Here is a 21956-nt window from a genome sequence, read left to right as displayed (position 1 = left end):
AGAGTATGCGATCAGGACTCTCGCCGCAGCATCCGGCTGACGCCCGCCGCGACCGTCGTCGCGAGGATCCAGCCGGACGCGGTGAACCCGGCCGCGACCCAGTTGTCCGCACCATGCATGTACCAGCGCGACTTGTTGCCGAAGTCGACGATCGGCACCAGCAGGTCGGCGGTGTAGATGACCGGGTTCCATTGCAGGCCGGAGTCCTGCTGGTTGACCAGACAGCGCGGGCCGCTGGTCATGTAGCGGCCGGTGTGGTCGTTGACGCAGTCGTCCTTGCCGAGGCCGAACCACAGGCTGCCGAGCACCAGCAGCGTGAACAGCCAGCCGAGCGCGCGCACCGGACGGAAGCCGTAGCCGACCATCGACCGTTGCAGCCAACTCCACGCGCGGACGCCGGGTCCGAAGAACTTGAAGCCCTTGGCGAGCGCTTCGTAGCGGAACTGCTGCTTTCGCAGGGCGACGGTCGAGGCGTGCTCTTCGTTTCCGGCCGCGCGCAGGGTCGCGGCGAGCTGGTCGTAGGGGCCGGGGCGGTAGCCGCGCATTGCCTTGCGCAGCAACTCGATCCGGTGGTCCAGCGCTTTGTCGTCATCGAGGGCGATGCCGTGTTTCAAGGCGTCGTAACGGAAATCATCGAGTTCAAGACCGTCGGTGGCGTTCCAGATCTCCTCGTTGTCGGCGAGCGCACCGCAATGCGCCCTGCGCAACCGCACCGAACCGGTCGGCGGCTCGGCTGGAGACAGAATGAATTCGTCCGCGGTGACGTCGCTGGCGTCGAGCGCGATGTCGTGCGGGGCAAGGGATCCGAGCTTCGCACCGTTCAGGTCGAGCCTTCGCGCGATCTGCGCGCCGTCGAGGTTCACGCCACCCTCAGCGAGGAACGGACGGTCTTTGTCCTCGGTCAGCACCAGGTCGCGCCCGATCCGCGCGGTACGGATGTCGAGGGAGAAACTGCTCGATTTCCGTTGCCCTGGCTCGGTGAGCAACGTGCCGAACATGTTCACGCTGCCGCCGATTTCCGCGCCCTGGAGCCGCAGTGTGCCCTTCAGGGTGGCGTCCGTCAGCTGGAAATTCCCGGAGATTTTGGCCCTGCGCGCGGAAAACGCATCTCGTCCCGGGTGCAGGAACATCGAATTCCAGGCGAGGAAGTTGCCGCCGACCGTGATGTCCGCGAGCCGCAACTGCCCGATCGGCACGCGGAGATTGGTCGCCTCGATGTCACCGCCGATGGTGGACCCGTCGAGGTGGAGCGCGCGGTCGTAGTACGGCGTCGCACGGCCGCGCACCATGGTGATCTCCGCGCCCGCGAGCCTGAGCGATCCGCCGATGCGCGCGTTGACCATCCGCAGGGTGCCGAATGCCCGGAGCCCGTCGGACAACTCGAGATTTCCGTCGACCTTCAGCCGATCCGCGACCAACGCCGGCCGCGGATCGAGGTACGGATCCCCGGACTTCCACGCGTCCATAACGATCGGACCCCGTTGGTCGACCTCAAGACGCGCCTCGCGCAGGACGATGTCACTGTCCACAGTGGCGCTCGGCAGGTAGAGGACTCCCTTGGCGGAGAACCTTTTCCGCTCACTCGCCGGACCGTAATTGTCGACCTCGCACAGCAGACTGCCGCCGATGTGCAGCCCGTTCCCGTTGAACGCGAAGCCGTCCGGATTGTCGAACGTCGCCCCGGAAAAGTTCACGTTACCGCCGGTCCGCATGCCCGGCAGCCGCACCTCGCCCTTGGCGACCATGCGATAAGCCAGCAGGGCCCCGGTAATCACCAGGCGGTCGCCCTGGATCGCCTTGCCGTGCGGATGGCTGATCGTGGTCCGGGTGAGCACGACCGACCCGTCGATCACCGCGTCGGTGAGATTGACCGCGGCATTGGGCATCCCGCGCTCGCGATCGTCCCCGCGCTGCACGGTGGTCGTCTCCACCTCGAATTCGTCCGCCGCGATTTCCACGGTGCTGCGAATGAGCCGCACGTCATTCCGGCTGCGCAAATTGCGCGCCCGTAGTCCAGGAAGCCAGCATTTCCGGAAAACGAGCCCGAGAAGCGTCGCCTCGCGCACGTCCGGCGGATGCTCGAACCGGCAGCGTTCGAATTGGAAGAGAAAGTTGAGATCGGCGGCGCGAAGATCGAGTGTGCCGGTGAGGTAAGCGTCCTCGACCAGCACGATCGGCGCGTTGGTGGCCTGCCGTCTCCAGCGAAGGATGCCGCTGCTGCCAGGTTTCAGCAGGTCCGCGGCCTTCACCTCGTACCGCTTGTCGGGAACCCCGGCAAACGGATCAAGCGGCGGCAAGGTCGTATCGGTCGGCACGAGCCCCTTCTCCCCACGATCGTCGGCCCTCAGGGAATCGGATCAACGGCGGATGGGCAAGGGGCCGGGCGGAGTAGTGCCCGGTCGTCCTTGTTGACGGTCACTGACTGCTTGCGGATGACTACTGAATTGATCCACTGCGGCGTGGTCCGCTCTGCCGGGCTCATCCGCCAGGAGGAGGGCTCTTTCCTGCCCCTCAGGATGATTGCCCAGGTCGAGGTCCTATTCGGCAAGCGGGTGCCCGCATCGGTCGATCTTGCCCGAACCCCCTTCCTGAGCGGTTCGTGCCTGCTAGAGTCACTTCCCGAAGCTGACCAGAAACAGAGGGTAGGCCGCACCCAGGAAACCGCGGCCCGTGCGGGGAGGCACGACATGCCAGACGGAACGAACAGCGGACTGCAGGGCGTCCAGAACCAGATCATCTCGACAGCCCCGACCGCTCCTCCGCCCGGATCAGGGTTTATCCCGGGAGCCAACGCGGCCGCGCCGCCGCCTCCGCCGCCGGACTACGAGGCGCTGGGCAAGAAACAGGCCTCGGCCGACTTCGCCGCCGCGTCCGGCAACCAGGGCTGGGAATTCGACCCGGCCGCGATCGACGAGGTCATCAAGAGCCTGGAAGACAGCCTTGATGGCGACCACGAACGGGCTAGCAAGCAAGCCAGGCTTCTCACGCAGATCGTGCCGCCGGGTTCGGAGGTCGGCAGCCAAGGTTATGCCGATGTGGCGAACAAGCCGGGAATCGCGTACAACAATTTCCTGACGGGAGCGGTCAGCTACATTACGGCGTACGTGGATACCTTGAAGCAAATCCGCACCGCTTACCAGAACAACGACCAGAATGCCAAGGACCAGCTCCGTGCTGCTGGAAAGGTTGACTAAATGCGCCCCCGCAATTCCGTAGCCGCGCTGATCACCGCAGGCGCCCTCGCGTCGGCCACAGCATGCGGCGGGTCGACTGGCGGCACCGCCGCACCGGCGATGTCTTCCGATTCAGTTCCTGCTTCCTCACAGAATATGGCTCCGAAGGTCACTCAGCCGATCGCCAAGACCTCGGCAACCGAGACCGACCCGTGCTCCGCGGTAAGCGTCGCCACCGTAGAAGGCACCGCCAGCAAGGTAAAGGAAACCCGGACAGAGCGGTCGAGCCTCGGCAATACCTGCGTCTGGGTCTTCAACAACAGCGGCGGGAACGTCAGCGCCGGCGTGGTGACCGCGAACAAGCAAGGCGTCAACGCCCTCTACATTCAGAACTCCCGGGGCGGCCTCACCACTTTCAAACCGCAGCCGCCGATCTTGGGCTACCCCGCCGTGGTCTATGCCAACGGCGGAGAAACCGAGGGGTCCTGCAACCTCGCGGTCGGCATCCGAGACGACGTGACGTACACGGTTATCGCTCAGCTTCGCCACGATAGTCCCGTTTACAGCGATTCCTGCGGCATGGCGACCAAGATCGCCTCTGCCGCCATCACGCATCTGAAGGGTCAATGACATGACCTACAGCGGATGGGAAATTTACACCAAGACTCATGAACCGGGCGACACTTCGACTCTGGACGGTGCTCGTGACGCGTCCAGCGGGCTCAAGACCATCCACGAGAACGTCGTCCGGACTCTGACCGAGAGCCAGGCGAAGCTCAACGCGTTCTGGAAGGGACAGGCCGCGGAGACCGGTGCCGCCGGGCTGACGCCGTTGATCCAGAGTTCGCAGATCGCCGCGGAAAACATGGACCGGGCGCACCGCTCCATGCAGGAACAGTCCGACGCGTTCAGGTACGTCAAGCAAAATGCCCGGCAGGTCGCCAAGGATCGGCCGGACGACCAGAAGCTGTCTGACTACGTCTCGATCGGTGCCAGCGACGACGAGAAGGCCGCGGCGCAGTTCGATTCGGACACCAAGTTCAACGTCGAACTGTACGAGCCTTATTACCAGAGCACGCAGCCACGCAAGAGCACGTTGGCTCCGGATTATCCGGCCGCGCATGATCCGAATGTGTCGGCGACCGGCATCACCCCGGATCCCTCGACGCCTGGAACCGCGACCGGGCGGATCGGCTCCGGTATTGGCCACCATTCGTCCGGTGGTGGTTCGTCGCACAACTACGGCGGTGGCTACAGCAGCGGGCCCAGCACCTACTCCGCTCCTCCCGGCGCGGCTGGCATGCAGGCGCCTCCGCCGCCCGGGCACGGCGGGGTCGTGACTCCGCCCGTTACACCGCCGCCGAATGACAGCACCAGGGCGGCTTGGGCGGATCCCACGCCGCCTCCGTCCACGCCTCCTACTTGGCAACCGCCGTCGTCGGCACCGGGTGGCGGGAATCCTGGGACTGGCGGGTTCAACGGCGGTTTCGGTCCGGTCAGCGGGTTCGGCGGCGGCTTCGGGCCGACTGCCGGCGGGAGTGGCAGTGGTGGCTTCGGGCCCGGTGGGTCCGGTTCCGGTGGCGCGGGTAGCAGCGCCGGGCCGCGGGGTCTCGGAGGCGGTACCGGTGCGGGGGCGCTTGGCGAGGGGGCGGGTGCAGCCCGGCCTGGTGCGGGCGGTGCTGGTGCGGCCGGAGCGAAAGGGCAGCCCGGGATGGGCGGCATGGGTGGCGGCGGCAAGGGCGGCAAAGGCCCCGAGGACGAGGAACACCAGCGCAAAATCCTGCTGGCCGAAGAAGACCCGGATTCGATTTTCGGGGGTTACGACGGCAATCGGCCTACGCCGCCGGTGATCGGGGCTTAGCGGAATGGCAAGGGGGAGGGAAAGTCGGTGCTGCGCAAGCCCGTTGAGCTGAGCCTGCAAACCTTCGAAGTGCTGCTGGAACGCCTGAACCTCGGCGACATCCACCCGACGCTCGTCCGCGGCGCTCTGTGGTACTCGCCGGAGGAAAGGCGGCAACTGGCTGCTGACACTGACCGCGAGCTGCACAACGTCGGTCTGATGCAGCGCGGACGGCTCAGCGACGAGTTCGTCGAGACGATGCATCTGCTGCAGCGGCCGGGTGTCGAGTACTACTCGTGGGTGAAATCGGAGCGTGGCGAGCGGACGGTACGTGCCGCCGCGAGCGGTCGGGACGCGGCGACTATTGTTGCGGTGAACCAGAAGTTGTATATCGCGCCGTGTTCGGCGGATACGTTGGTTCGGGAGTTCATCGCGCTCCTGCCGGAGGCTCCGGCTGCGCGGGTTCTTTCGCTTAACTGTTCCGACGAGGACCTCAACTTGGTCAAGACCGGCAGCCAGCCGTCTGGGCGGACGAGTCCGAGTGTTCGGGATGCCAAGCAGGTATTGCAGTGGCTTGACAAGCCGCACACGTACTTTGGGCGGCTGTACGTCGCGGTCCGGGACAGTCGCGGGAAGCGGCGGCGTAACGAGAATCCGCCGGGGTGGGCGGATATGGAGGAGGGGCGGATCCTGTTCGGGGTGGACAAATCCGGATGGATCAGCTTGGCCGGGGCTGGGCCGCAGGAGATGGCTAAGAAGGTGCAGCAGTTGGAGAATGAGCTGCGTTCTGGACGGTGAGCTGCCCGTCACCGCTACTTCTTAAGGATGAATGATGCGGCTCTCCAGGCATGCAGTCATCGATGTGGTGGGCTTGCGGCGGTCGGGTTGGCTGGATGCAGCTCGGCAAGCACGCCGCCGAGCCCATCGCTGCCGTTATCGAGCGCCCGGAATGCTCTGCCGTCGCACGGTGCACCAGCCGTGCCTGCGCCCATTGCCAGTACTGCCGAGGTTGAGTCTGACCCTTGCCGTGCCGTAAGCACGGCAGAGGTGGAAGCGTTAGGGACCAAGGTCGTCAACGCCGCGCCGGAAGGCGACCAGAGCGGGAAGAGCTGCGTGTGGACCTACGCCGGCGAGTACGGCACCATCAACGCTGGTCTCACCCCCGGCAACAAGGACGGGCTCAGCAGCCTGTACGCCAGCAGCGAAGACGGCACATTGACTTCGTTCACCCCGCTGCCGCCGATTGACGGATACCCCGCTGTCACCTACGCACAAGGCGGGGAAGGAGAAGGCGTCTGCACACTGGCAGCCGGAGTCCGGGACGATCTTCTCTACACCGTGATTGCCCGGCTGGACACCGGAAATCCGCATCGTTCCGACCCGTGCGGTGTCGCTGTCAAGATCGCCAGCTTCGGCATCCAGCACCTGAAGTCCACACACCGCTCATAAAAAAGGCCGCCCGGATAATCTCCGGGCGGCCTCCGCAAACCTCAAGCGTTCGGATTCAACACCCGAGCCAAGAACGACTTAGTCCGTTCATGCTTCGGATCCCCGATGACCTCATCCGGAGAACCGGACTCCACGACAACCCCGCCGTCCATGAAGAAGACCTTGTCGGCTACCTCGCGGGCGAACTGCATTTCGTGGGTTACCACGACCATCGTCATGCCGTCCTTCGCCAGTTGGCGCATGACGCCTAGGACGTCGCCCACCAGTTCTGGGTCCAAAGCGGACGTTGGTTCGTCGAAGAGCATCAGCTTCGGTTGCATCGCCAGCGCGCGTGCGATGGCGACCCGTTGCTGCTGGCCGCCCGAAAGCTGGCCGGGGTAGGAACGTGCCTTGTCTGCCAGGCCGACTCGGTCCAGCAGTTCCAAGGCCCGCTCCCGGACCTGTGCCTTCGGTTCCCGGCGGACCTGGACCGGGGCCTCCATGACATTTTCCAGCGCTGTCATGTGCGGGAACAGATTAAACCGCTGGAAAACCATGCCGATGTTCTTGCGCTGCGCCGCGATTTCCTTGTCTCGCAGCTCGTGCAACCGGCCGCCGCGTTCGCGGTAGCCGACTAGCACTCCGTCGACATACAGTCTGCCCGCGTCGATTTTCTCCAGGTGATTGATGCAGCGCAGCAGGGTGGACTTGCCGGAACCGGACGGGCCGATCAGGCAGAGCACCTCTCGGTCGTGCACTTCCAGGTCGATGCCCTTGAGCACGTCCAGGGAGCCGAAGCTCTTGCACACCTTTTGCGCGGAAACGACGGGAGTCACTGCACGCCACCTCCGCCGCCGCTGCCACCACGGCCGAAGCGGTAGCCCAGCATTCGCGACCCCCACTTGTTCCGCTGTGCGGTCGCCCTTGAAGTGCCGCGGGCGAAATACCGCTCGATGTAAAGCTGCACGATCGTCAGCACCGACGTCATGAACAAATACCACGTCGCCGCGACGATCAGCAGCGGAACCGTCTTGTAGTTCTGCGAATAAATCGTCTGCGCCGACACGAACAGCTCGAAGTATCCGATGACGACGACCAGCGACGTGGTCTTCAACATCGAGATGGTCTCGTTGCCGGTGGGCGGGATGATCACCCGCATCGCCTGCGGCAGGATGATCCGGCGCAAGGTCTTGCCCCGGCTCATGCCCAGTGCGGACGACGCTTCCAGCTGACCGCTGTCGACGGACTGGAGGCCGCCGCGGACGATTTCCGCCATGTACGCCGCCTCGTTGAGACCGAGGCCCAGCAACGAGGCGACGAACTGGTTGATCAGCGTGTTCGTGTCCCAGCTGATGAAGGTCGGCCCGAACGGAATGCCGAGTCCGATCTTCGGGTACGCCAGCGCCAGGAAGTTCCAGATCACCAGCTGAGCGATCAACGGCGTGCCGCGGAACAACCAGATGTAAATCGACGCCGCGCCCGACATCAGCAGGTTCGGCGACAGTCGCATCACCGCGAGCAGTACGCCGCCGACAATGCCGATGAGCATCGAGAGCACCGTGAGCAGCAACGTGTTCCGCAGGCCGTTGATGATCCGGCCGTCGAAGAGGTACTCGCCGACGACCGGCCACTGCAACGCGGAATTCGTGACCACGCTGCGGATCACGATGAACGCGACGAACACGATGATCACGCCGGCGATCCAGCGTCCGTAATGCCGGACCGGGACCGCCTTGATCGGGGTGGTGTCGACCTCCTGCCAGGAATCGGCGGGGCCGGGGGGAGTGGACACGAGTAACTAAGTCCTCAGTTTCGTCAGGAAGCGGACGGGTTGATCTCCGACTTGGTGATGGCACCGGAACCCGACAAGCCCCACTTGTCGAGGATCTTCTTGTAGATTCCGCTGTCGATCAGCTTCTGCACGGCGCCCTGGATCGCCTTGCCGAACTCGCCGCTGCCCTTCGGCAGCACGATCCCGTACGGCGCGGTGTCGTACGGCGCGCCCGCGGACTCGAGCTGGCCGCCGGTCTGCTTGACCGCGTAGTCGATCACCGGCGAGTCGGCGAGCTCGGCCTGCACGCGCTTCGCGGTCAGCGCCAGGTTCACGTCGGTCTGCGCCTGGAACTGGGTGATGTTGATCGGCTGCTTGCCCGCCTTGGTGCACGCGGTGTTGCGCTTGCCGAGATCGTCGACCTGCGTGGTGCCCTTCTGCACGGCCACATTCTTACCGCACAGGTCGTCCACCGACAGTTTGTCCGGATTGCCCTTGAGCACCGCGAGCGAGGTGCCGGCGCTGTAGTACGAGATCATGTCGACGGTCTGCATCCGCTCGGCGTTGATCGTGAACGACGAGATGCCCATTTCGTACTTCTTCGCCGAAATACCGGGAATGATGCCGTCGAACGCCGAGTTCTGGAACTCCGTCTGGACGCCGAGCACCTGGCCGACCGCGGTGGCGAGGTCGACGTCGAAGCCGGTCGCCTTGCCGTTCTCGACGAATTCGTTCGGCGGGTAGGTCTGGTCCTGCCCGATCACGATCTTGCCGTCGGCCTTGATGTCGGCGGGCACCATCCCGGCCAGCGCCGCGTCCTTCTGCGCGGTCGGCGCCGCGTCGCCGCCGGGAGCCTGGCTGGCGCCGGCGTCGGTGCCGCCGGCTCCGTTGCCGCCCGCGCCGCACGCCATCGTCATGCCGACCAGCGCGAAAGCGGGGAGAAGGGCGAGCGCCTTCATTTGCTGTCCTCGGGCCACTTCGTCACTCCTCGTAGTTCTCAAGGGCTGAGAGCTGGCATATTGCCACCCGGAAGCGGGTATGCACAGCACTGCTGCGTCACGGGGAAGTTTCGCACAGGACTTGCCGGAAGACGGGTGTCACGGCCGTCCGGCGCGGTAAGTCAGGATGTCTCCCATGAACAGCAACCCCGGTCCCCGGCTGCCGCCAGCCGGACGACGTGCGCGAACGGTGAAAGGCCGCCGCGCGGCCCGGCCCGGCGCGCAGTTCGACGGATACCTCGCCCCGGAGCGGCCGCACGCCGGCGCGTACGACGAGATGTTCGCGCCCGACGGCACGGTCCGCGGGCCGTACCGAGCGCTGTACGGCTCGATCGCCGCCCTCGACGCCAGCGACCTCACCAACCGCTCGCAGGCCCTCGACCGGGCGATGGTGGACCAGGGGATCACGTTCTCGCTGTCCGGCCAGGAACGGCCGTTCCCGCTCGACCTCGTGCCCCGCGTCATCCAGGCGACCGAATGGTCCCGGCTCGAGCGCGGCGTGACCCAGCGTGTCCGGGCGCTGGAGGCGTTCCTCGCCGACGTCTACGGCGACCGGCAGATCCTGCGCGACGGCGTCCTGCCGCGCAGGCTGATCACCTCGTGCGAGCACTTCCACCGCGAGGCCTACGGGATCAAACCGCCCAACGGCGTGCGGATCCACGTCTCCGGCGTCGACCTCGTCCGCGACGAGGAGGGCACTTTCCGGGTCCTGGAGGACAATCTCCGCAACCCGTCCGGCGTGTCCTACGTGATGGAGAACCGGCGCACGATGGCGCGCGTGTTCCCGGACCTGTTCGCGCGACACCGGGTCCGGCCGGTCGGTGACTATGCGTCACACCTGCTTCGCGCACTGCGAGCGGCGGCCGCGCCGAACGTCGCCGACCCGATGGTCGTCGTGCTCACCCCCGGCGTCTACAACTCGGCCTACTTCGAGCATTCGCTGCTCGCCCGGCTGATGGGCGTGGAGCTCGTCGAGGGCCGTGACATGTTCTGCCGCGACAACGTGGTCTACCTCCGCACCACCGAGGGCGAACGCCAGGTCGACGTGATCTACCGGCGGATCGACGACGAGTTCCTCGACCCAGTGCACCACCGGCCGGATTCGGTGCTCGGCGTCGCGGGCATCCTCAACGCGGCCCGCGCGGGCAACGTGGTGGTGGCGAACGCGGTCGGCAACGGCGTCGGCGACGACAAGCTCGTCTACACCTACGTGCCGGAAATGGTGCGCTACTACCTGAACGAGAAACCCATTCTGCCCAATGTGGACACATTCCGGTGCTGGCTGCCCGACGAGTTCGACCACGTCATGCAGCACGCCGACGAATTGGTGATCAAGCCGGTCGAGGGTTCCGGCGGATACGGCATCGTCTTCGGGCCGGATGCGTCCAAAAAGGAGCTGGACGCGTTGCGTCGCAAGGTGCGCGCGAACCGGCGCGGCTGGATCGCGCAGCCGGTGGTGCAGCTGTCGACCGTTCCGTCCAAGGTGGACGACCGGCTCGCGCCGCGGCACGTCGACCTGCGGCCGTTCGCGGTCAACGACGGCAAGGAAATCTTCGTTCTCCCCGGCGGGCTCACCCGGGTCGCGCTGCCCGAGGGCAGCCTGGTGGTGAACTCGTCCCAAGGCGGCGGTTCGAAGGACACCTGGGTGCTCGCTTCGCGGTCCTCGACGTCGGAGCAGGAGCTCGACCGTCCCGCGCTCGGCGACGTGTCCGCTGTGGACGGTGTCGCCGCGGAACAGGGTCCGGAACTGTCCACGTCGCAGCAGCAACAACAGCAGCAACAGAGCTGAGGGAGGGAAACATGATGCTGGCCCGCAACGCGGAGTCGCTGTACTGGATCGGCCGTTACGTCGAACGCGCCGACGACACCTCCCGCATCCTGAACGTCTCGGTGCATCAGCTGCTGGAAGACGCGAGCGTCGATCCGGACCACGTCAGCCGTCAACTGCTCGCCGTGCTCGGCATCCCGTTCGACGCGGGCGACGCGCTCGACGTGTGGAAGCTGACCGAACTGGTCGCCTACGCGAAGGACAATCCGTCGTCCATCGTCGGTTGGATCAACTCCGCGCGAGAGAACACCCGCGGCGCGCGCGAGGTCGTTTCGACCGAGCTGTGGGAATGCCTGAACGCGACGTGGAACGCGGTACCGGACCGGCAGCGTTACGCCCGCCGCGCCGGACCGCATGCCTTTCTGTCCTTTGTGGAGGAACGGGCGGCGATGTTCGCCGGGCTCGCCGATTCCACGATGAGCCGCGACGACGGCTGGCTGTTCCTCGTGCTCGGCCGATCGGTCGAACGCGCGGACATGGTGGTGCGGCTGCTGCTTTCGCGAGTTTCCGACCGCGCGTCGTCGCCGGGGTGGATGACCGTGCTTCGATCAGCCGGCGCGCAGGACACGTACCTGCGCACTAACCGCGGCGCGCTCGACGCGGCGCGCGTGGTGCAATTCCTGCTCAGGGACACGTTGTTCCCGCGTTCGGTATTCCACGCGCTGCGCCAGGCGGAGGATTGTTTACGCCAGCTCGATCCGGGAATCAACGCTCGGGGCAACGAAAAGTCCGAGGCCGTCCGGCTGCTCGGCCGTGCCCGCAGCGAGCTGGAATTCCTCCACCCCGCGGCACTGCTGGACGACCTGCCGCGCCGGTTGCGCGGATTGCAGGAAGCGATCAAGGAAGTCGGGGAAGCAGTGTCCATTCAGTACTTCCACACGTCGCCGTGGGTGGCGTGGAGCGGCGCGGAGGTGTCCCTGTGAGCTGGCAACTGCGGGTGACGCACCGGACCGGCTACCGGTACGCGACCCCGGCCACCCAGTCGTACAACGAAGCCCGGCTCACCCCGCGCTCCGACCGGCGGCAGACCACGTTGGCCACTCGCATCGAAACCTCCCCGGCCACCCGGGCCTATCGCTACACCGATTACTGGGGCACCGACGTCACCTCGTTCGACCTGCACGCGCCGCACACCGAGTTCACCGTGCTCGCGACGTCCGTCGTGGAGACCGCGGACGAGGCGGAACCGGTGCGTTCGGCGACGTGGAAGGAACTGCAGAGCGAGACCGTCCGCGATCAGCGCACGGAGTATTTGACGCCGACGCCGTACACGCCGAACGACCAGGAACTGTCCAAACAGGCCCGAGCGCTGCGCAAGGGCTTGGACCCGGCGGACGCGGTGCTCGCGATCTGCGGCTGGGTGAACGAGCAGTTGAAATACCAGCCGGGCACCACTGGTGTGCACAGCACGGCGACCGATTCGTGGCGAGCGCGCGAGGGCGTGTGCCAGGACTTCGCGCACGTCTCGCTGGTGATGCTGCGCGCGATCGGCATCCCGGCGCGGTACTGCTCGGGCTACCTGCACACCAAGCCCGAGGCCAAGCTCGGCGAGAAGGTCGAGGGCGAAAGCCACGCCTGGGTCGACGTGTGGACCGGCGGCTGGTGGGCGCACGACCCGACGAACGCGATCCCGGTCGGGCCGCGGCACGTGTGGGTCGCGACCGGCCGCGATTACGCGGACGTGGCTCCGTTGAAGGGGATCTTCACCGGGGCCAGCCAGTCCACTTTGGATGTCTCGGTGGAACTGACCAGGATGGCTTGATCACGCGGTCTGGCGGCGCCGGGAAACGGTCAACAGCCACAACAGATACCCGCCGCCCAGCGCCGCCGCGACGACGCCCACCGGCAACAGCGAAGCGTCCAGGACCCGCTGGCCCACAAAGTCCGCCGCCAGCACCAGCACCGCACCCATCGCCGCGGAGGCGAGCAGGTTCGGTCCCGGTCGACGGGTCAGGCGGCGGGCGAGTTGCGGCGCGGCAAGGGCGACGAACGGGATCGGCCCGGCCGCCGCGGTCGCGGAAGCGGCCAACGCGACCGCCGCCAGCAGCACCACCGCACGCACTCGCGGCACCGCGACGCCTACGGCGACCGCGGCGTCGTCGCCCATTTCCAGCATTCGCAGCGCGGGCTGGTGCACGAAGATGAACGGCGCGAGCACCACGACGGCCAGGCACAGCGGGATGAAGTAGTTCCAGTCACGACCGGCGAGATCGCCGGTCAGCCAGCCGACCGCCTGTGCCGCGGCTTCGAGTTTCGCTTGCACCAGCAGGTAACCGTTCACCCCGGCCAGCACCGCGCTCACCGCGATGCCCAGCAGCACCAGCCGTGAGCTGAGCAAACCGTGCGGCGCGCACAGCGCGGTGACCAGCAACGCGGTGAGCAGGCCGCCCGCGACCGCGCCGACCGACACCAGGCCGGGGCCCGCGCCGAACAGCAGGATCATCATGATCCCGCCGGTCGCCGAGCCGGTGGTGAAGCCGATGATGTCCGGGCTGCCGAGCGGATTCCGGGTCACCGTCTGGAAGACCGTGCCCGCCAGCGCGAGCGCGACGCCGACGAAGATCGCCACCAACGCACGCGGCAACCGACCGGTGACGACCAGGTACTGCGCCTTCGTGCCGGATCCGGCGAGCGTCTGCAGCACTTCGAGCGGCGACATCTCGTAATCGCCGGTGCCCACGGCGAGCACCAGAAGCACCGCCGCCACCAGCGTCAGCAGTCCGACGACCACCCACGTCCTCATCGCCGCACCGCCTTCAACCGCCGCGCCACGATCACGAAGGCGATGCCGCCGATCACGTCCGTCATCAGGCCCACCTGGATTTCGCCGTTGCCGCCGAGCAGCCGGCCGAGCACGTCGCAGCCGAGCAGCAGCACCGGCCCGAGCAGCGCGGACAACGGCAGCACCCACCGTTCGTCCTGGCCGACCAGCGCGCGCACGACGTGCGGGATCATCAGTCCGACGAACGCGATGGGCCCGCACGCCGCGGTCGCGGTCGCGGTCGCGGAAAGCAGACCGACCGCGATCATGCCGACCGCGCGGGTCAGCACCGGATTCGCGCCGAGCCCGCGCGCGCTGTCGTCCCCGAGCGCGACCGCGTTGAGCGGCCGGGCGAGCACTCCCGCGACCACCAGGGCGGCCAGGAAGAACGGCAGCAGCCCGGCGAGGCTGTCGAGGTTCCGGTTCACCAGCGAGCCGACGAGCCAGTACCGCATCTGGTCGAGGCTGTGCGTGTTGATCATCTGCATGCCCTGGTTGATCCCGACGAACACGGCCTGCACCGCGACGCCCGCGAGCACCAGCCGCAGCGGGCTCACCGAGCCGCCGATCACCGTGACCAGGACCGTTCCGGCCAGCGCGCCGAAGAAGGCGAACCACACCAGCTGCTGCGGCGAAGACACCGAGAACACCGCGCCGCCCAGGACGATCGCGACCGCCGCGCCGTGGTTGATGCCGAGCAGGCCGGGGTCGGCGACCGGGTTGCGCGTGATCGCCTGCAGCAGTGCGCCGGCCAGGCCGAGCCCGACGCCGACGGCCAGCCCGAGCAGCGTCCGGGGCAGCCGGTCGTCGCGGATCACCACGTCCTCGAACGTGCCGCTGTAGGAGAACAAGGCGTGCCAGACGCTGCCGAGCGGCAACCGGTTGGAGCCGAAGGCGATGGACAGCACCACCACCGCGACGAGGGCGACGAGCGCCGCGACCAGGACTGTCGCGCGAACGCCCCAGCGCCGGGATGTGACGCGCTCCCCAAGCAGGACCATGGCGTTCACCCTAAGGCAAGGCTAACCTCAGGCGGTACCTCACCCGATCCTCCGGAGTTCCGATGACCCTCTCACCGGCGCGGCTGTCCCGCCGCGGTTTTCTCGCCGGCACCGCCGCCGCGGGCACCCTCGGCCTGCTGAGCGCCTGCGGGTACAAAGACGACCAGCCCGCTGCCGGCGGCGGCGCGACGTGGTCCTTCACCGACGACCGCGGCCGCAAGCTCAGCGGCGAACGTCCACAGCGGATCGTCGCACAGGTGACCGCCGCGGCCGCGCTGTGGGACTTCGGCGTGAAATCGGTGGGGATCTTCGGCCCGTCGAAGCTGCCGGACGGCAAGACCGATCCGCAAGCGGGCGGCGTCGACCTGAAGTCGGTGACCTCGCTGGGCAACGTCTGGAACGAGTTCAACTTCGACAAGTTCGTGTCGCTGAACCCGCAGCTGCTGGTCAGCGTGATGTACCTGAAGCAGCAGATGTGGTACGTGCCGGACACCTTGGCGGACAAGGTGGACAAGGCCGCGCCGAGTGTCGGCATCGGACTGCAGGACATCGCGATGCCGCAAGGGATCGCGAAGTTCGAGGCGCTGGCGAAGGCGCTCGGCGCGAACGTCGCGACGCCGGAAATCCAGCAGGCGAAGGAGAAGTACGAGGCCGCGGACGCCAAGTTCGCCGACGCGGTCAAGAAGACGGCCGGACTGAAGGTCGTGCTGCTGTCCGCGCAGAAGGACACGGTGTACGTGGCCAACCCTTCGAAGTTCGCGACCTCGAAGCACTACCAGGACAAGGGAATGCACTTCGTCCTGCCGGAGAAGCCCGACGAGAGCCAGGGCGGCTACTACGAGCAGGTGAGCTGGGAGAACGTCGGCAAATACTCGGCCGACGTGATCATGTACGACTCGCGCGGCGGTTCGCTGTCGCTCGGCCCGGACGGGCTCGGCGGCGTCCCGACCTGGCAGCAGCTGCCCGCGGTGAAGGCGGGCAAGCTGATCCCGTGGAACAACGAGACGCCGTTCTCGTACCAGCGGTTCGCACCCGAGCAGACCCGGGTCGCCGACGCGCTGGCCAAGTTCGCCTGACGTGCGAATGCCTGCGCCGGAGCGAAACCGGCGCAGGCATTCACGCGAACCGTCAGCTGCGGGCGTGCGCGTCCAGGAGGTGCGCCACCGCTTCGGTGACCTGCTGGGCGTAGTCCAGGTTCAGCCACTCGTCGGGCACGTGGATGTTCGAGTCCGCCCCGCACGCGCCGGTGACCAGGAACTGCGCCTCCGGGTACTTCTCGCCGAGCAGGCCCATGAACGGGATCGACCCGCCCATGCCCGCGGCGCGGTGCGGACGGCCGAACACCTCGTCGTCGACCCGGCGCAGCGCGTCAGTGAGCCACGCGGCTTCTTCCGGCGCGTTCCAGCCGTTCTCCGCCTGCTGGTCCTCGGCGATGGTGACCTTCGCGCCGTACGGAACATCCGTGGTCAGCACCCGCTTGATCGCCGCCAGCGCGTCGTCCGCGACCGCCGTGGGCGGCAGGCGGAAGCTCAGCGTGAGGGTGGTGCTCTGCCGCAGCACGTTGCCCGCTTCGGCGGGCAGCGGGAGCCCTTCGCCGCCGATGATCGACAGCGTCGGCCGCCAGTAGTTGTTCAGCAGCAGCTCAAGCGCGTCCTCGGACACCGTCTTTCCGCCGCTCACCAACGGGAACGCGGTGCGCAGCGCGTCCGGGGCCACCTCCGCGACCGCCTCGATCTCGGCGCGGCGGCTGGCCGGCACCTCGACGTTCAGCTCGGACAGCTTGATCTCGCCGGTTTCCGAGTTCTCGATGCGCTCCAGCAACTGCCGCAGCACGCGGAACGAACTCGCGACGACCCCGCTGGCCAGGCCGGAGTGCTGCGCGGTGGCGAGCAGCTGGACGTTGACCGTCAGGTGCACCATGCCGCGCAGGCTGGTGGTGAGCCACAACCGCTCGTAGTCCATGCCGCCCGCGTCGAGGCACACGACGAGGCTGACTTCGCCGAGCCGCGCGCTCAGGTGCTCCAGGTAAGCGGGCAGGTCCGGGCTGCCGGATTCCTCGCCGGTTTCCAGCAGCAGCGCGATGCGCGCGTGTTCGCCGCCGGCCGCGTGCACCGCTTCCAGCGCGGCACTGGCCGCGTACCCGGAGTAGCCGTCGTCCACCGAACCGCGGCCGTACAGCCGCCCGTCGCGGATCACCGGCGTCCACGGGTCGAGGCCCTCGGACCAGCCGCCGACCGGGGGCTGCTTGTCCAGGTGGCCGTACATCAGGACGGTGCCCTTGTTTGTCGCGCCCGGGGTGGCCGGCACGTCGACAAACAGCAGCGGGGAACGGCCTTCCAGCTCGACGACCTCGATCCGCGCGCCCGGCAGGTCGCGCCCCTCGAGGTAGGTCTTGACGTGCTGGACGGCGGCGGCGAGATGCCCGGTCGACGCCCAGTCCGCGTCGAACGCCGGGGACAGCGCGGGGATCGCGACCAGACCGGACAGGCTCGGCGTGACGTCGTTGATCCACGTCGAGACCACGGATTCGCGTACGGATTTTTGTTCCACAGCGCCATCTTGCCACGGTGACCGACGTCACCGGCACGAGTGAACGTCTCGAGTGCTCAGTCCGCATAGCCGAGCCGCCGTCGCCCGCGAGGGCAGGTAGGACGCGGGATGGCCGCCCGACCATCGCCTCTCCCATACTCGGGCTTCCAAGCGTTTCCCCTGTTCAGCGAGGTTTTCTCAGCAACAAATCAGCAACTGCCGCTCTCCATCGGAGCAATTCTCGTGCCAGGATGTGGCCACGAACCGTCAACGCCGACGGTGGCCGGGAGCCTCGGACCCGAGGAGCCGGTCCCCGCCGGTGCAGTCGCTGTGGCCGCCACAAGCGGCCGCTCGCGGCGCCGACACCGAGGAGAACAGCTCATGCCGTCCGAACAGTGGACGCACCCGGAACCTGGAGACGGGCCGGCCGCCGTAGCGGCCCAGCCTTCCCCCGAACAGGTGATCGCCGGTTTGCGAGCGACAAGCGAAGGTGGCGCTGAGCTCACTCAGCTGCTCACCCCCGAGGGCCAGCGGGTCCCGTCCGAGCGGTTCGACCGCTACGTCGAGGACGTCGACGACGAAACGCTGAAGAACCTCTACCGCGACATGGTGCTGGTGCGCCGCGCGGACCGCGAGGCCAACGCGATGCAGCGGCAGGGGCAGCTGGGCATCTGGGTGCCGCTGCTCGGCCAGGAAGCCGCGCAGGTCGGGTCCGGCCGCGCGCTGCAGCCGCGCGACATGGCGTTCCCGAGCTACCGCGAGCACGGCGTCGCGTACACCCGCGGCGTCGACATGCGCGACCTGATCGGGATTTTCCGGTGCACCGACCACAGCGGCTGGGACTACCAGGCCCACCGGTTCCACCCGTACACGATCGTCATCGGCAACCAGGTGCTCAACGCGGCCGGTTACGCGATGGGCCAGAAGTTCGAGGGCAAGGTCGGCGACGAGGGTGGCGAGGCCACCATCTGCTACTTCGGTGACGGCGCGACTTCGCAGGGCGACGTGCACGAAGGTTTCGTCTGGGCCGCGGTGTACGACGCGCCGCTGGTCTTCTTCTGCCAGAACAACCAGTGGGCGATTTCCGAGCCGACCGAACGCCAGTCGCGGCTGCCGCTGTACCAGCGCGCCCGCGGCTACGGCTTCCCCGGCATCCGCGTGGACGGCAACGACGTCCTCGCCTGCCTCGCCGTCACCCGGTGGGCGCTGGAGGAATGCCGGCACGGCAACGGCCCGGTGCTGATCGAGGCGTTCACCTACCGGATGGACGCGCACACCACCACCGACGACCCCACCCGCTACCGGCTCTCGGACGAGCTGGAGGAGTGGAAGCTCAAGGACCCGATCGAGCGCGTGCGCGCGTTCCTGGCTCGGAACGGCCACGCCGACCAGGCGTTCTTCGACAGCGTCCAGGCCGAGGCGGATCAGTTCGCCGCGGACCTGCGCGACTACACGTTCAACATGCCCGAGCCGCCGCCGGACCGGGTGTTTTCCCAGGTGTACGCAGAACCCTCGCCGGTGCTGGAAGCGCAGCGCGAGGAGTATCTGTCCTATCTCGACGGGTTTGCCGCGGCAGGTGAGCACTGATGACTGATCTGCAGAAGCTCACGATCGGCAAGGCGCTCAACCTCGGTCTCCGGCGCGCGATGGAGGAGGACCCGAAGGTCCTGATCATGGGGGAGGACGTCGGCAAGCTCGGCGGCGTCTTCCGGATCACCGACGGGCTGCAGAAGGACTTCGGCGAGCAGCGCGTGCTGGACACGCCGCTGGCCGAATCGGGCATCATCGGCACCGCGGTCGGCCTCGCCGTGCGCGGTTTCCGGCCGGTGTGCGAAATCCAGTTCGAAGGCTTCATCTTCCCCGGCTTCGACCAGATCTCCTCGCAGCTGGCGAAACTGCACTACCGCACGCAGGGCAAGGTCAAGATGCCCGTCGTGATCCGGGTGCCGTTCGGCGGCGGGATCGGCGCGGTGGAGCACCACTCGGAATCGCCGGAATCGCTGTTCTCGCACATCGCCGGCCTCAAGGTGGTGTCGATTTCGAACGCGGTGGACGCTTACTGGGGCATCCAGGAGGCGATCCGTTCGGACGACCCGATCCTCTTCTTCGAGCCCAAGAAGCTGTACCACTCGGGTGCGTTGAAGATGGAGGTCGACACATCGACGGCGCCGTCAAAGGTGTTCGCGTCGCAGGTGGTGCGCGCGGGCACGGACGCCACGGTGGTCGCGTACGGCCCGTCGGTGAAGGTGGCGCTCGAAGCCGCTACGGCCGCCGAGTCCGAGGGCAAGTCGCTGGAGGTCATCGACCTGCGCACGCTCTCGCCGCTCGACCTCGGACCGGTGTTCGAATCGGTCCGCAAGACCGGACGGCTCATCGCGGTGAGCGAAGCGCCGTCGGAATCCTCGCTGACCTCGGAGATCGCGGCCCGGGTCCAGCAGGAATGCTTCTACTCCCTTGAGTCCCCCGTCCTGCGCGTGACCGGATTCGACACGCCGTACCCGCCTGCGAAGCTCGAGGAGCATTACCTCCCCGACCTCGACCGGGTCCTGCACGCTGTCGACCGTTCGCTCGCCTGGTAAGGGGGTTCCCGCAGAAATGCCTGAGTACAAACAGTTCCCCTTGTCGGACACGGCGGAGGGGCTCACCGAGGCCGACATCCTGGCCTGGCGCGTGAAGCCGGGCGACACGGTCACGGTCAACCAGATCGTGGTCGAGGTCGAGACCGCGAAGGCCGCCGTCGAATTGCCGATCCCGTGGGCCGGTGTGGTCACCGAACTGCACGTGGAGCCGGGGCAGACGGTGGAGGTCGGGACGCCGATCCTGACCATGGACGTGGATCCGGACGGGAAAGCCGCTCCTGCTCCCGCCGCCGCTCCCGCCGCCGCTTCCGCCGAGCCCGCCGCTCCGGCCGAGGAGGAGATGAAGCCGCTGGTCGGCTACGGCTCCAAGGCGGCCGGGACTACCCGGCGGGCGCGCAAGGGAGCCACCCCGGCTCCCGCTCCCGCTGCCGTCGCGGCGGCTCCCGCACCGGTGGCCGAAACCCCGCGTGGCGGTTACGTCCCGCTGGCCAAACCGCCGGTCCGCAAGCTGGCCAAGGACCTCGGCGTCGACCTGCACTCGCTCACCGGCAGCGCGGACGGCGGCGTGATCACCCGCGACGACGTCCATCGGGCCGCCAACGGTTCCGCCGCGCCCGCGGTGTCCACTGCGGATTCCGGCTACGACCCGGCGACCCGCGAGCGGCGCGTGCCGATCAAGGGTGTCCGCAAGGCGACCGCGGCCGCGATGGTGCAGAGCGCGTACACCGCTCCGCACGTCACGGAGTTCCTCACCATCGACGTCACGCCGATGATGGAACTGCGCGAGAAGCTCAAGAAGTCGCGCGAATTCAGCGGCGTCAAGCTCACTCCGCTGGCGTTCGCGGCGAAGGCGGTGTGCCTCGCGGCGAAGCGCACGCCGGACGTCAACGCGGTGTGGGACGACGCGGCGCAGGAGATCGTCTACAAGGACTACGTGCACCTCGGCATCGCGGCGGCGACCCCGCGCGGTCTCGTGGTGCCGAAGATCCGGGACGCGGATTCCTTGTCGCTCAAGGAACTCGCGGTCGCGCTCACCGAGCTGACCGATGTCGCGCGCGAGGGCAAGACGACGCCGGCGGCGATGCTGGGCGGCACGTTCACCATCACCAACGTCGGCGTGTTCGGCGTCGACACCGGCACGCCCATCATCAACCCGGGCGAGTCGGCGATCCTGGCGGTCGGGGCGATCCGCGACACCCCATGGGTGGTCGACGGCGAGATCAAGGTGCGCAAGGTGATGCAGTTGTCGCTGAGCTTCGACCACCGGGTGGTCGACGGGCAGCAGGGGTCGGAGTTCCTCGCCGACGTCGGTGCGCTGCTCGCCGATCCGGCGGTCGCGATCACGTACTGAGCAGAAGGGGCCGTGTGCGCACGGCCCCTTCGTTTTATCCCGTTGACGGAGTGAGCACTCACTCCGTACCGTGGAGCGCATGGAGACAAGAAAAAGAGCGCCCGGGATGGCTCCGGACGACCGGCGGCGGATGATCGTCCGCGCGGTGCTTCCGCTGGTCGTCGAGCACGGCCGCGGGGTCACGACCGCGCAGATCGCCCGCGCCGCCGGGATCGGCGAGGGCACCATCTTCCGGGTTTTCCAGGACAAGGACGAACTGTTCGACGCGTGCGTGGAAGCCGCGCTCGATCCGGCGGAGGCACTGGAGATGATCGGGGAGATCCCGGCTGAGCTGCCGCTGGAGAAGCGGCTGGCGGAGGCCGCCGAGGCGATGAACGCGCACCTCCAGCGCATGGGCGCGGTGATGGCCGCAACGATGAAGGGACGGCCGCGCGCGGCGGCGGAGGCGGCGCGCAACCGCAAGTCGGTGACCGGGGACAGCCGCCGCGAGTCGCTCGAAGCGATGCAGCGCGCGGTGCGGGAACTGTTCGTCCCGGACGCCGCCCGGCTGCGGCTGCCGGTCGACAAGGCCGCTTCGCTGTTCCTGGCGCTGCTGTTCACGCAATCCCGCCCGATGCCCGGTTCCCCCACTACTGACGAGGTCATCGACGTCTTCCTGCACGGTTCGGTGCTGGCGTGATCCCCGGCGGTGGGGGCG

20 protein-coding genes are annotated in these 21956 nt (G+C 67.5%); 13 read left to right on the top strand and 7 right to left on the bottom strand.

Translation table 11 applies throughout. The features are described from left to right. Positions 1–11: 11 nt before the first annotated feature. On the bottom strand, positions 12–2315 hold the full coding sequence (locus DMP23_RS34855; RefSeq protein ID WP_337823592.1) for an oxidoreductase: 2304 nt from the start codon (positions 2313–2315) through the stop codon (positions 12–14). Between the two features lie 117 nt (positions 2316–2432). On the opposite strand from DMP23_RS34855, the gene DMP23_RS34850 reads away from it, so the two are divergent. Genes DMP23_RS34850 through DMP23_RS34830 form a run of 5 tightly spaced genes read left to right on the top strand, consistent with a single transcriptional unit; the run spans position 2433 to position 6462 of the window. Then, on the top strand, positions 2433–3194 hold the full coding sequence (locus DMP23_RS34850) for a hypothetical protein (RefSeq protein WP_337823591.1): 762 nt from the start codon (positions 2433–2435) through the stop codon (positions 3192–3194). Then, a complete protein-coding gene (locus tag DMP23_RS34845) occupies positions 3195–3803 on the top strand; it encodes a DUF3558 domain-containing protein (RefSeq protein ID WP_337823590.1) in 609 nt (202 codons plus the stop codon). A 1-nt stretch (position 3804) separates the two neighbouring features. Continuing rightward, complete coding sequence (locus tag DMP23_RS34840) at positions 3805–5034, top strand: hypothetical protein (protein ID WP_337823589.1); 1230 nt, start codon at positions 3805–3807, stop codon at positions 5032–5034. A gap of 27 nt (positions 5035–5061) precedes the next feature. After that, entirely contained in the window at positions 5062–5811 is a 750-nt protein-coding gene (locus DMP23_RS34835; protein WP_337823588.1) for an ESX secretion-associated protein EspG, read from the top strand. Between the two features lie 27 nt (positions 5812–5838). Then, complete coding sequence (locus DMP23_RS34830) at positions 5839–6462, top strand: DUF3558 domain-containing protein (protein ID WP_337823587.1); 624 nt, start codon at positions 5839–5841, stop codon at positions 6460–6462. Between the two features lie 41 nt (positions 6463–6503). On the opposite strand, the gene DMP23_RS34825 is transcribed toward DMP23_RS34830, so the two are convergent. The 3 genes from DMP23_RS34825 to DMP23_RS34815 are packed head-to-tail and all read right to left on the bottom strand — an operon-like array spanning position 6504 to position 9171. Further along, positions 6504–7277: an amino acid ABC transporter ATP-binding protein gene (locus DMP23_RS34825; RefSeq protein WP_037808968.1), complete on the bottom strand. Its 774-nt coding sequence runs from the start codon at positions 7275–7277 to the stop codon at positions 6504–6506. Further along, entirely contained in the window at positions 7274–8233 is a 960-nt protein-coding gene (locus DMP23_RS34820; RefSeq protein WP_337823586.1) for an amino acid ABC transporter permease, read from the bottom strand. Before DMP23_RS34820 ends, DMP23_RS34825 begins: the two co-directional genes overlap by 4 nt. 23 nt (positions 8234–8256) lie before the next feature. Then, the gene (locus tag DMP23_RS34815) at positions 8257–9171 is read right to left on the bottom strand and encodes an ABC transporter substrate-binding protein (RefSeq protein WP_337823585.1); all 915 of its coding nucleotides are present in this window, start codon (positions 9169–9171) and stop codon (positions 8257–8259) included. Positions 9172–9337: 166 nt separating this feature from the next. Here DMP23_RS34815 and DMP23_RS34810 point away from each other — a divergent pair, with 166 nt between their 5' ends. Genes DMP23_RS34810 through DMP23_RS34800 form a run of 3 tightly spaced genes read left to right on the top strand, consistent with a single transcriptional unit; the run spans position 9338 to position 12800 of the window. After that, entirely contained in the window at positions 9338–10999 is a 1662-nt protein-coding gene (locus DMP23_RS34810) for a circularly permuted type 2 ATP-grasp protein (RefSeq protein WP_337823584.1), read from the top strand. A gap of 14 nt (positions 11000–11013) precedes the next feature. After that, complete coding sequence (locus tag DMP23_RS34805; protein ID WP_337824475.1) at positions 11014–11961, top strand: alpha-E domain-containing protein; 948 nt, start codon at positions 11014–11016, stop codon at positions 11959–11961. Further along, positions 11958–12800, top strand: coding sequence for a transglutaminase family protein (locus tag DMP23_RS34800; protein WP_037808975.1), 843 nt, complete (start codon positions 11958–11960; stop codon positions 12798–12800). Before DMP23_RS34805 ends, DMP23_RS34800 begins: the two co-directional genes overlap by 4 nt. Here DMP23_RS34800 and DMP23_RS34795 read toward each other — a convergent pair whose 3' ends face one another. Beyond that, the gene (locus DMP23_RS34795; RefSeq protein WP_051728647.1) at positions 12801–13781 is read right to left on the bottom strand and encodes a FecCD family ABC transporter permease; all 981 of its coding nucleotides are present in this window, start codon (positions 13779–13781) and stop codon (positions 12801–12803) included. After that, a complete protein-coding gene (locus DMP23_RS34790) occupies positions 13778–14800 on the bottom strand; it encodes a FecCD family ABC transporter permease (RefSeq protein ID WP_337823583.1) in 1023 nt (340 codons plus the stop codon). Before DMP23_RS34790 ends, DMP23_RS34795 begins: the two co-directional genes overlap by 4 nt. A gap of 62 nt (positions 14801–14862) precedes the next feature. Here DMP23_RS34790 and DMP23_RS34785 point away from each other — a divergent pair, with 62 nt between their 5' ends. Next, positions 14863–15876 carry an ABC transporter substrate-binding protein gene (locus DMP23_RS34785; protein ID WP_037808980.1) on the top strand — a complete coding sequence of 338 codons (1014 nt, stop codon included), beginning with the start codon at positions 14863–14865 and terminating at the stop codon, positions 15874–15876. Between the two features lie 52 nt (positions 15877–15928). On the opposite strand, the gene DMP23_RS34780 is transcribed toward DMP23_RS34785, so the two are convergent. Further along, positions 15929–17350, bottom strand: a complete 1422-nt coding sequence (locus DMP23_RS34780) for a M20/M25/M40 family metallo-hydrolase (protein WP_238603755.1) — start codon at positions 17348–17350, stop codon at positions 15929–15931. Positions 17351–17710: 360 nt separating this feature from the next. On the opposite strand from DMP23_RS34780, the gene pdhA reads away from it, so the two are divergent. From pdhA to DMP23_RS34760, 4 genes are all read left to right on the top strand, one after another. Continuing rightward, the gene (gene pdhA, locus DMP23_RS34775) at positions 17711–18916 is read left to right on the top strand and encodes a pyruvate dehydrogenase (acetyl-transferring) E1 component subunit alpha (protein ID WP_037808983.1); all 1206 of its coding nucleotides are present in this window, start codon (positions 17711–17713) and stop codon (positions 18914–18916) included. After that, positions 18916–19908 carry an alpha-ketoacid dehydrogenase subunit beta gene (locus DMP23_RS34770; RefSeq protein ID WP_037808984.1) on the top strand — a complete coding sequence of 331 codons (993 nt, stop codon included), beginning with the start codon at positions 18916–18918 and terminating at the stop codon, positions 19906–19908. The genes pdhA and DMP23_RS34770 overlap by 1 nt, the downstream gene beginning before the upstream one ends. Positions 19909–19924: 16 nt before the next feature. Continuing rightward, positions 19925–21259, top strand: coding sequence for a dihydrolipoamide acetyltransferase family protein (locus DMP23_RS34765; RefSeq protein WP_337823582.1), 1335 nt, complete (start codon positions 19925–19927; stop codon positions 21257–21259). A 106-nt stretch (positions 21260–21365) separates the two neighbouring features. Next, positions 21366–21938, top strand: coding sequence for a TetR/AcrR family transcriptional regulator (locus DMP23_RS34760; RefSeq protein ID WP_167753960.1), 573 nt, complete (start codon positions 21366–21368; stop codon positions 21936–21938). Positions 21939–21956 lie beyond the last annotated feature (18 nt).

It is taken from the genome of Amycolatopsis sp. A1MSW2902 (genome assembly GCF_017312175.1).
GTDB classification, from domain to species: domain Bacteria; phylum Actinomycetota; class Actinomycetes; order Mycobacteriales; family Pseudonocardiaceae; genus Amycolatopsis; species Amycolatopsis nivea.
This window is presented reverse-complemented; position numbering and strand designations above follow the sequence as displayed.